The organism is Stenotrophomonas sp. 3diitr2024, from assembly GCF_042136455.1.
Lineage (GTDB): Bacteria > Pseudomonadota > Gammaproteobacteria > Xanthomonadales > Xanthomonadaceae > Stenotrophomonas > Stenotrophomonas sepilia.
In genome coordinates this window covers 1-9,468 of record NZ_JBHHMJ010000303.1, presented here as the reverse complement: position 1 = coordinate 9,468, position 9,468 = coordinate 1, and the positions used below count along the sequence as shown (strand labels likewise).

Here is a 9,468-nt window from a genome sequence, read left to right as displayed (position 1 = left end):
TGGCGCCATGGATGGCGCCATCGAGCCCCCATGGACGGGTTTACGGCGTGTCCTGCCAACCCACACCGCCCCGCCATCCAACGGAATGCCCGCTGTTGCTGTTGCTGTTGCTGTTGCTCGGCCTCTGCGGGTGCAGGGCTGCAAGCCCTGCCGAACACCCCCTACTTTCGCGGCAGGTAGGTCACCAGGGAAAGGTCGTGCCGGCTCTCCGGCACCAGCGCCACGTACTGCAGGTCCAGCAATCCCCGCGTGGGATGGTTGAGCTTCTTCGCACCTTCATCGAACCGCCGCACGTCGTGCTCCGGCCACCACCGCCGGAACGCCTCGCTATGCGCGGCGATGTCCTCCACCAGCGCCAGGAACGGCGCCTTGTCCGGCGCCTGCGCCATCGCCGCGCGGAAGCCGGCCAGCAGGCCGCGGGTCATTTCTTCCCAGTTGAGGATCAGCGTGCGGTACGGCGGGTACAGGAACATCAGCCGCAGCGTGTTGCGCTCATGCGGCGCCAGCTGGCTGTAGTCCACGAACAGATCGGCGATGGCCGGGTTCCAGGCCAGGATATCGAACCGGGTGTTGCGCACATAGGCCGGGATCGGCTGCATCGCTTCGACCAGCTGGCGCAGGCCGTCGGTCACGCTCTCGTCCGGCGATTCCAGCGGTACGCCATAGCCGGACAGCGCGAATGCATAGGCGCGTTCGTCGTCGCTCATGCGCAGCACCTTGGCCAGGCGCTCGAGCACTTCGGGCGAGGCACGCACTTCGCGGCCCTGCTCGATCCAGGTGTACCAGCTGACACTGACCCCGATGGCCAGCGCCACTTCCTCGCGCTTCAGGCCCGGGGTGCGCCGCCGCCCGGCCGGAAGGCCGAGCGTGGCGGGGTCGACACGGGCGCGGCAGGCCTTCAGGAAGCTACCGAGTTCCTTGCGTTCACTTTCGCTGCGCATCATCGCCCTCCGTTGCGGAAGGCGATGATATCCGCGCAGGCGCGTCGATCAGGCATCGGCGCGCTTGGAGCCCACGGCCAAACCGGCCTTCAGGCTGGCCTCGACGAACTCGTCCAGGTCGCCGTCCAGCACCTTCTGCGTATCCGAACGCTCGATGCCGGTACGCAGGTCCTTGATACGGCTCTGGTCCAGCACGTAGTTGCGGATCTGGCTGCCCCAGCCGATGTCGGACTTGGTGGCTTCCACCGCGTCCTTCTCGGCGTTGCGCTTCTGGATCTCCAGCTCGTACAGCTTGGCGGCCAGCATCTTCATCGCGTTGTCGCGGTTCTGGTGCTGGCTGCGGCCGGTCTGGCACGCCACAACGATGTTGGTCGGGATGTGGGTGATACGCACCGCCGACTCGGTCTTGTTCACGTGCTGGCCACCGGCACCGGACGAGCGGTACACGTCGGTACGCAGGTCGGCCGGGTTGATGGTGATGTCGATGTTGTCATCGATTTCCGGCGACACGAACACCGAGGTGAAGCTGGTGTGGCGGCGGTTGTCCGAGTCGAACGGCGACTTGCGCACCAGGCGGTGCACGCCGGTCTCGGTCTTCAGCCAGCCATAGGCATAGTCGCCTTCCACGCGCAGCGTGGCCGACTTGATGCCGGCGACGTCGCCACCGGAGACTTCCATCAGCTCGGTCTTCCAGCCGCGCGATTCGCACCAGCGCAGGTACATGCGCAGCAGGATCTCGGCCCAGTCCTGGGCTTCGGTACCACCGGCACCGGCCTGGATGTCGACGAACGCCGCCGCATTGTCCATTTCGCCGGAGAACATGCGCTGGAACTCCAGCTTCTCCACGTGCGCCTGGTGCTTGTCGAGGTCGGCGACCACCGCCAGTGCGGTCTCCTCGTCCTGCTCGGACTCGGCCAGCTCCAGCAGTTCAGTGGCGTCGTTCAGGCCATCGAGCACCGAGGCGATCCCGCCCACGGTCTTTTCCAGGCTGGAACGCTCGCGGCCCAGGTTCTGGGCGTACTCGGCGTTGTTCCAGACGTCGGGGCTTTCCAGCTCCCGCGTTACTTCTTCAAGACGCTCTTTCTTGGCGTCGTAGTCAAAGATACCCCCGAAGCGACAGCACGCGATCGGTCAGATCGGTGATGCGCTGGCGGACAGGATTCAGTTCGATCATGTCGGCGGTTATGCATTCAAAAGATGACTGGTAATGATACCGCAGGCCGTGGGTGCCCGGAATGAGGGCCTGGGCCTGCGCCGGGGAGGCTCGAGCGTGATGTGTCGGCGCTGCATTCAGGCAGGCGGTACCCGCCTTGGCGCGGGGAGCCAGCCAGGCTGCAGCCGACCCCACACAGGGCCTCCTTGCCCCAGAGCGGCGTCGACGAGGGTCTTCCTTGGCCCACCCTCGGACGGCCATTTGGGGCAGTTGACTATTTAACCTCGAACTCGCCCACCAGCACGGTCTCGGCACGGTCCTTCAGTCGCATCGTCACCATCTGATCCTTCTGCTTGGCCGTGCCCCAATGAGTGGTCAGACGCAGCATCAGTGTCGTCGCGCCGGTGACCAGTTGCTGGCGGCTGCCAAAGTAGTTCGCCTCCACCTTGTACTTGCCCGGCTTGGCGTTGCGCAGCGAGAACTGTTCGGGGCCATAGCCGCCGGTGAAGTCCTGCGACATCTGCCCGCCCTGGTAGGTCAGCCGGTTGCCGTAGTAGGCGCGCTCGCCGTTCGGGTCGGTTACCCACAGGTCCATGTCGCTGTTGTCGGCGTCCCACGACAGCACCACGCGCAGGTCCAGCGGCATCGCCTGCAACAGGCGCGGGTCGATGCCGGTGGTATCCAGCCGGGGCGTGCTGCCGGCCACCAGGTTGGTCAGCTCATCCAGCGCGATCAGGGCGATGCCATCGAAGCGGCTGTCCCACGGCCGCACCACCACCTGGTACAGCGGCGCCAGTGCCTGCTGTGGCTTGCCGGCCGCTGCCAGCGCCAGGCCCAGGTCGCGGAAGCTCTGCGGTTCTTCCTGGCCCATCGCCAGCACCTGCTCGAACACCGGCACCGCCAGCGCGGGGGCATCGGCCTGCATCAGCCGATAGCCGAGCACGCGCAGCAGGTGGCGATTGTCCAGGTCCATCTCGGCCAGGTTCGACAACACACGCAGCGCCAGGTCGCGCTGACCCTGCGCCAGCAGCAGGTCGGCCACATCAAGGAAGAAGGCGCTGCTGTCGGCGTGGGCATCGCGCTCGGCCAGGTAGCGGTCATACAGTTGCGACGGCGGGCCCTGGCGCAGGCGCCGGGCGATGGCCGAGTCTGGCTGCCAGGCCGCCAGCTGGATGCCGAGCTCGCCCTCGTTGGCGGCAGCGGGCGCAGCGACACGGCCACCCGTGACCGTGATTGAATCCAGGGCCTTGTTCGATGCAGGCGCCGAGCGACGTGCACGCGCGCTGCTGGCTTCCATGCGCTGCTCGGCGGCGGCCATCGGGGCCGGGGCGGGCGGTGCCGCAGGGGCCGGCGCGGCGAGCATCGCCACCGGCGCCGATTCCATCGCGTAGTCCGCGGAGGCGACTTCCAGTGCCCCGCCCTTCGGCTGCGGCGGCATTCCCTTCGGCCAGCTACGGTTCCACCACTGCTGGCGCTCCTTCCAGCGGGCGGCCACTTCATCCAGGCGCTGGCGATCCCCAGCGGCGCGATCCCTGACCTGCACTGCAAACCTGGCGTCGTACTCCGCGCGCAGCGTGCCCGAAGGACGGATCGCATAGCGCAGGTAGTCCTCCAACGTCTCCAGCACGATCAGCGAGGTATCCGGCCCCACCAGGCCAAACCGTTGTGACAGGCGCTGCATCGCCTCGCGGTTGCCACGACGGTCGGCGGCCAGCTGCTGCAGGCGCGCCTGCGCCCACAAACCGGCCAGCAGTTCACCGTCCTTGCTCTTCTGCGTCGCTGGCAGCGCTTCCCACTCGCCGTCGCCCACGCGCACCCGCATCGGCACACCGTCGGCTGCCAGTCGTGCGTGCAGCCACAGCCAGCCGTGGGCTTCACTGCGGCGATCGATCACTACATCCTGCACGCCGCGTCCCGCATCGACCTGCACATCCATCGGCGACGCCAGCAACGCGTGCGCCGCCGCATCGACATCCTTGCCCAGCGCGATGAAGCGACCGCCATGCGCCTCACTCCAACCACGCAGTCGCACGGCATCGGTGCGCGCACCGGCACTGCTGACCGCAAACAGGCGCTGATCGGGTGCCATCGCCGGTAGCTGTTCCGGGCCATAGGTCAGCAGGCCATCGCTGACCAGCAGGTATTCCTTCACGCCCGGCTGCGGCTGCCACTGTGCCAGCGCGCTGGCACCGTCCGGGCGCACGGCCTGCAGGGCTGCGCGCAGTTCACTCCAGTTGCCGGCGCGGATGCGGAAGCGACGCACCGGCTCGGCGCGATCGCGCAGCACGGTCAAGGCCACGGTGCCGTCGCGCAGCGCAGCGAAATAGCGATCCAGCAGGGCGAACTCACGTGTGTGATCGCGCTGGCCCGCCGAACCGGAGCCATCCCACAGCAGGCCGATTTCGCTCGGCAGTTTGCGCGGCGTGCTGCTGGCCGCCACCGGCAGCTGCGCCAGCAGATAGTGGCCATCCTGCCAGGGCGCCACCTGCACCTGTGCCTGGCGGGTCGCCGGCAGATCCCACTGCAGCTGCTTCGGCAGCTGCGCCCCCTTGCCCTGCCACTGCAGCTGGCCCGCGCTGATGCGGAATGGCGCCGTACCTGCGGTGGTCGTGCCAGGTGCCTGCAGTTTCAGTTCAACCGAGGCTGCACCGGCGGCAAACTGCAGCGGCAGCGTCCACTGCCAGCCTTGGCCGGCGAAGGCCAACGGCTCGCGGATCACCAGCTGCACGCGCCGGCTGCCGCCGGCCGGCAGCGGATAGATGCGCAGGCGGAACTGGTTGCCGGCGGTCTGTTCCAGCAGGCCCGGGTCAACGCCGCGGCGGGCAATCTCCTCGAACACCTGGCGGCCGCGGTCCTTCGGCACCGGCACCGCGTCACGCATCTCGCCGTTGATATCCAGCGCGAAGCCGCTGATCTGCTGGCCATCGGCCAGGGGGAACTGCAGCTCACCCTCCAGCACGCGCCGGTTCGGGTTGTGGAATTCCAGGATGATCCGGGTCTGGGCGATGCCCGCCTGGACCCCGCCCTCGATGCGGGCGTGTCGCAGTTGGACCGCCTGCTCAGCCGCCGGTGCGATCAGCAGCGGCGTGGCGGCCTGCGGCCGGGAGATCGGCGGCGACTGCGCGCCAGCGGGCCAGGCCGCAAGGGCCAGCAACAACACGGTGCAGCAACGGGCGAAGACCATGACCGGGCTCCAGTGGGATCGTGGACCTTTGAACGCACCAGCAACCGTAATGGGGTTGGCGCCTGTGCTCGCATCGACACACGCCCCTCCAACCAGCAACATGGAAGTCCTCGCCACACAGGGATGCACCATGCGCCCGTTGATTGCCTTGATCCTGCTGGTCCTGGCCGGCGCCGCCGCCGCTGGCAGCGTGAAAGGGGTGCGCTTCGCCCACTACGACTGGATGCTGGCCTGCGACAACACCCGTACCTGCCGCGCCGCCGGCTACCAGGACGATGTCGGCGGCAACTTGCCGGTGTCGGTGCTGCTGACTCGCAAGGGCGGACCCGGCCAGCCGGTCAGCGCCGAACTGATGCTGGGCCAGTACAACGAGGTCAAGCTGCCGACACAGCTGTCGCTGCAGATCAACGGCAAGGATCTGGGCGCGCTGTCGTTGACCGCAGACACGGCGACACTGTCTACAGCGCAGACCAAGGCACTCCTGGCCTCGCTGGTGCGCAGCAGCCGCATCGTGGCGGTCGGCAACGATGGCCAGCGCTGGACGCTGTCCGATCGTGGCGCCTCGGCGGTGCTTCTGAAGATGGACGAATTTCAGGGCCGGCTGGAGACTCCCGGCGCGCTGATGCGCAAGGGGTCGCGCGCCGAAGCCTCAGTTCCTCCCGCACTTCCGGTGCCTACGCTGGTTCTGGCGCCATTGGTGGCGGCACGAGCCACCGATGCCCCACTGGAACACTCACCCGCACTGCGCGCGGCGCTGGCCGCGGCCAACCCGGGCGGCGACTGCGTCGCACTGACACCCGAAGGCCTGCCGATGGTGGACGGCCCGCAGGAGCTGCGCGTGTCCCGGCTGGGGAGGACTTCCCTACTGGTGTCTACGCTCTGCTGGCGTGGCGCCTACAACGAAGGCATCGGCTACTGGGTGGTGAACGATGCACCGCCCTTCAAGGCCACGCTGGTGACCGCATCGGGCGGCGATGACGATGGTTGGGTAATCAGTTCGGCGCACAAAGGCCGCGGCTTAGGCGATTGCTGGTCCACCGCGAGTTGGGGCTGGGACGGGCGCCGCTTTGTGCAGACCGATGAATCCACCTCCGGCCTGTGCCGGCTGGTCGCGGCTGGGGGTGCATGGCACATGCCGACGCTGGTGACCGAGGTGACGCCCTGAGCTTGGCCAGTTGATTGGATCCACGCATAGCGCGCCGCCCACGACCCCCGCTCGCGAAACGGCGCTCAAACCGGCAGGCAGTGCTCCACGATCAGCTGGATGGCGCTGCCGCCGCGATAGTCGTCGCAGGCCAGCCGGTAGGCGAGGTGCACGTGTCGGCCGGGCGCATTGCCGTGCCAGCCGCCGAAGTGGATCGCGTTGATCGTGCCAGGCACGCCCGGCAGGCGCAGTTCCAGCTTCAGGTGGCGCTCCTTCAGCACGCGCCAGTTGGCCACTTCGAAGTGGCCGTCGAACAGGGGTTCGGGGAAGCCCTGGCCCCATGGGCCGGCCAACCGCAGCGCATCGGCGTGGCGATGATCGAGCTCGTCCGCGGCCAGTTCGCCGTCGCTGAGCACCTGCTGCTGCAGTGCCGCCGGGTCGAGCATTTCCAGCACCACGGCGACGAAGGCGGCCTTGAAGTCATCAACGTGGTCAAGCCGCAGGCTGAGGCCGGCCGCCATGGCGTGACCGCCGAAGCGGTCGATCAGGCCCGGATGGCGCGCATCGACCAGCGCCAGGGCGTCACGGATGTGCAGCCCGGGAATCGAGCGCGCAGAGCCACGCAGCGTGTCGGCGCCCGGTTCGGCCGGAGCGAAGGCAATTACCGGGCGATGCAGGCGATCCTTCATCTTCGAAGCGACCAGGCCGACCACACCGGGATGCCAGTCGGCATCAAACAGGCAGGCGGCCACCGGCCGTTGCCCGGCCATGTCCAGCACCACGCGGGTCAGGGCCTGCTCGGCATCGTCGGTCATCGACTGCTGCACGGCGCGGCGTTCTGCGTTGATCTGCTCCAGCGTCTGCGCGATCTCGCGCGCCTGGCGCGGATCTTCGGTGAGCAGCAGCGCGATGCCCAGCGCCATGTCTTCCAGCCGGCCCGCCGCGTTCAGGCGCGGGCCGAGTGCGAAGCCGATGTCGGTGGCGGTCAGTCGCGCGGCATCCCGGCCACTGGCTTCGATCAGTGCACGCAGGCCCACACAGCCCTGCCCTGCGCGCAGACGGCGCAGGCCTGCGCTGACCAGCGCACGGTTGTTCGGGTCCAGCGCTACCAGGTCCGCAACGGTGCCCACCGCCACCAGATCCAGCAGCGTGGTCAGGTCCGGCCCCTTGCCATCTGCGAAGACGCCGGCCTCGCGCATCTGCCGGCGCAACGCCATCAGCACGTAGAAGATCACGCCGACACCGGCCAGCGATTTGCTGGGGAAGGCATCGCCATCCAGGTTGGGATCGACGATCACGTCGGCCGGCGGCAGCTGCGGCCCCGGCAGATGGTGGTCGGTGACCAGTACCTGCCAGCCGCGCGCCTTGGCCGCGGTGACACCGGCATGGCAGGCAATACCGTGGTCGACCGTGACCAGCAGGTCCGGCTGCAGCGCGGCCAACTCTTCCACCAGCGACGGTGACAGGCCATAGCCATGCACCATGCGGTTCGGCACCGCGTGGAAGACGTGTTGCGCGCCGAGCATGCGCAGGCCACGCACGCCGACCGCACAGGCGGTGGCGCCATCGCAATCGAAATCGCCGACTACCAGGATGCGCTTGTCGTTGGCGATGGCTTCGATCAGCAGGCCCACTGCATCATCGATACCGGTCAGCAGCTCGGGCGCGTGTAGGCTGCCCAGTTTCGGCAGCGCCAGCTCTGGCGTTCCCGCACCACGGCTGGCATAGAGTCGGGCCAGCAATGGCAGCGTGCCCTCTGGCCAGCTGCCGGGCACGACCGCATCGCGGCGGCGGATCAGCGGTGTATCAGAGGGCGGCTGCGCAGCATCGGCGGCAAGGGACATCGGCATCGCCGGTTACGAAAGACCCGCACATCATAACGTGCACCGCTCCCCCGGTCGGCTGCCGCTGCTGACGAGGCAACTTGGCTCTTCGGCCAGCAGCATTTGGATTTCACGACCGCATCTTCCATGCTTGCCTGCCCTGGAACGGACTTCCATCCATGACCCGCACCCTGCTGACCGCGCTGATGGCACTCACCGTGGCCCCGGCCGCCCACTCCGCGACGCCTGAGCCCAGGCCCGGGGTCGAATTCGAACACAACGACTGGTCGCTGGCCTGTGACAACACCCGCACCTGCCGCGCCGCCGGCTACAGTCCGGAAGAACCCGGCAACCTGCTCAGCCTGATGCTTGAGCGCGCCGGCGGCCCGGGTGCGAAGGTGATCGCGCGGCTGCGCAATGGCGAGGATGGCGAAAGCCCGACGCCGACCGGGGCACTGCGCCTGCGCCTGAACGGCAAGGACCTGGGCCCGGTGCGCGACACCGGCGACGGGGACAAAGTGTTGTTGCAGCAGGCACAGACCGATGCACTGGTCGCCGCACTGCCGCGCCAGGCACGCATCGAGATCATCGACGGCAAGGGCAAGGCCTGGCCGATCTCCGACCGCGGTGCAGCGGCCGTACTGCTGAAGATGGACGAGGCACAGGGCCGGCTGGGCACCCCCGGTGCGCTGGTGCGGCGTGGCGACAAGCCCGACGCAAGCGTGCCTGCGGCGTTGCCGGTGCCAGTGATCGTGCGCGGCACGCTGGTGGCACCGCGCGCCTCGGACGCGGCACTGGCGAAAGCACCGGGCCTGCGCAAGGCACTGATCGCCAGCCTGCCCAAGCCGGATGAGTGCGGCCGCCTGAGCGAGGGCGGGACAGATGAAATCGAGATCCAGCGACTGGACGCCCAACATGTGCTGGCAAGCACCAGCTGCTTCGTGGGTGCCTACAACATGAGCAAAGCCTACTGGGTGGTGCGAGACAAATCGCCGTACCAGGCGACTTTTGTCACCAACCTCGCCGAAGATTTTGACCGCGATGACGCTACGTTGCGAGGCCGTTACCGAGGCCGCGGTGTCGGCGATTGCATCTCTGCCAATGACTGGGTGTGGGACGGCGAGCGCTTCGTCAACAAGCATCCCACCGTGGTGGTGCTGTGCCTGGGCTTCCTGCTGATGATCGGTTTCAGCCTGGTGGCCGAGGGCCTGGGCTACAAGATC

Annotated in this window: 6 protein-coding genes; 2 read left to right on the top strand and 4 right to left on the bottom strand. The window is 67.9% G+C overall.

Annotated features, from left to right (window positions below; translation table 11 throughout):
* Positions 1 to 161 precede the first annotated feature (161 nt).
* From ABGA94_RS06980 to ABGA94_RS06970, 3 genes are all read right to left on the bottom strand, one after another.
* Positions 162 to 944 (bottom strand): helix-turn-helix transcriptional regulator, encoded by a 783-nt coding sequence (locus tag ABGA94_RS06980; RefSeq protein WP_065177619.1) that lies wholly within the window; start codon positions 942 to 944, stop codon positions 162 to 164.
* Positions 945 to 989: 45 nt separating this feature from the next.
* A protein-coding gene (prfB, locus tag ABGA94_RS06975) for a peptide chain release factor 2 (RefSeq protein ID WP_111008336.1) occupies positions 990 to 2,115 on the bottom strand; the annotation gives its coding sequence in 2 pieces (ribosomal slippage) (positions 990 to 2,039 and positions 2,041 to 2,115; 1,125 coding nt in all).
* 253 nt (positions 2,116 to 2,368) lie between these two features.
* Positions 2,369 to 5,278, bottom strand: a complete 2,910-nt coding sequence (locus ABGA94_RS06970; RefSeq protein WP_375366802.1) for a VIT domain-containing protein — start codon at positions 5,276 to 5,278, stop codon at positions 2,369 to 2,371.
* 130 nt (positions 5,279 to 5,408) lie between these two features.
* On the opposite strand from ABGA94_RS06970, the gene ABGA94_RS06965 reads away from it, so the two are divergent.
* The gene (locus tag ABGA94_RS06965) at positions 5,409 to 6,443 is read left to right on the top strand and encodes a DUF1176 domain-containing protein (protein ID WP_375366800.1); all 1,035 of its coding nucleotides are present in this window, start codon (positions 5,409 to 5,411) and stop codon (positions 6,441 to 6,443) included.
* A 65-nt stretch (positions 6,444 to 6,508) separates the two neighbouring features.
* On the opposite strand, the gene recJ is transcribed toward ABGA94_RS06965, so the two are convergent.
* Complete coding sequence (gene recJ / locus ABGA94_RS06960) at positions 6,509 to 8,266, bottom strand: single-stranded-DNA-specific exonuclease RecJ (RefSeq protein ID WP_375366798.1); 1,758 nt, start codon at positions 8,264 to 8,266, stop codon at positions 6,509 to 6,511.
* Between the two features lie 158 nt (positions 8,267 to 8,424).
* On the opposite strand from recJ, the gene ABGA94_RS06955 reads away from it, so the two are divergent.
* Positions 8,425 to 9,468, top strand: a 1,044-nt coding sequence (locus tag ABGA94_RS06955) for a DUF1176 domain-containing protein (protein ID WP_375366796.1), incomplete at its 3' end; no start/stop codon positions are given.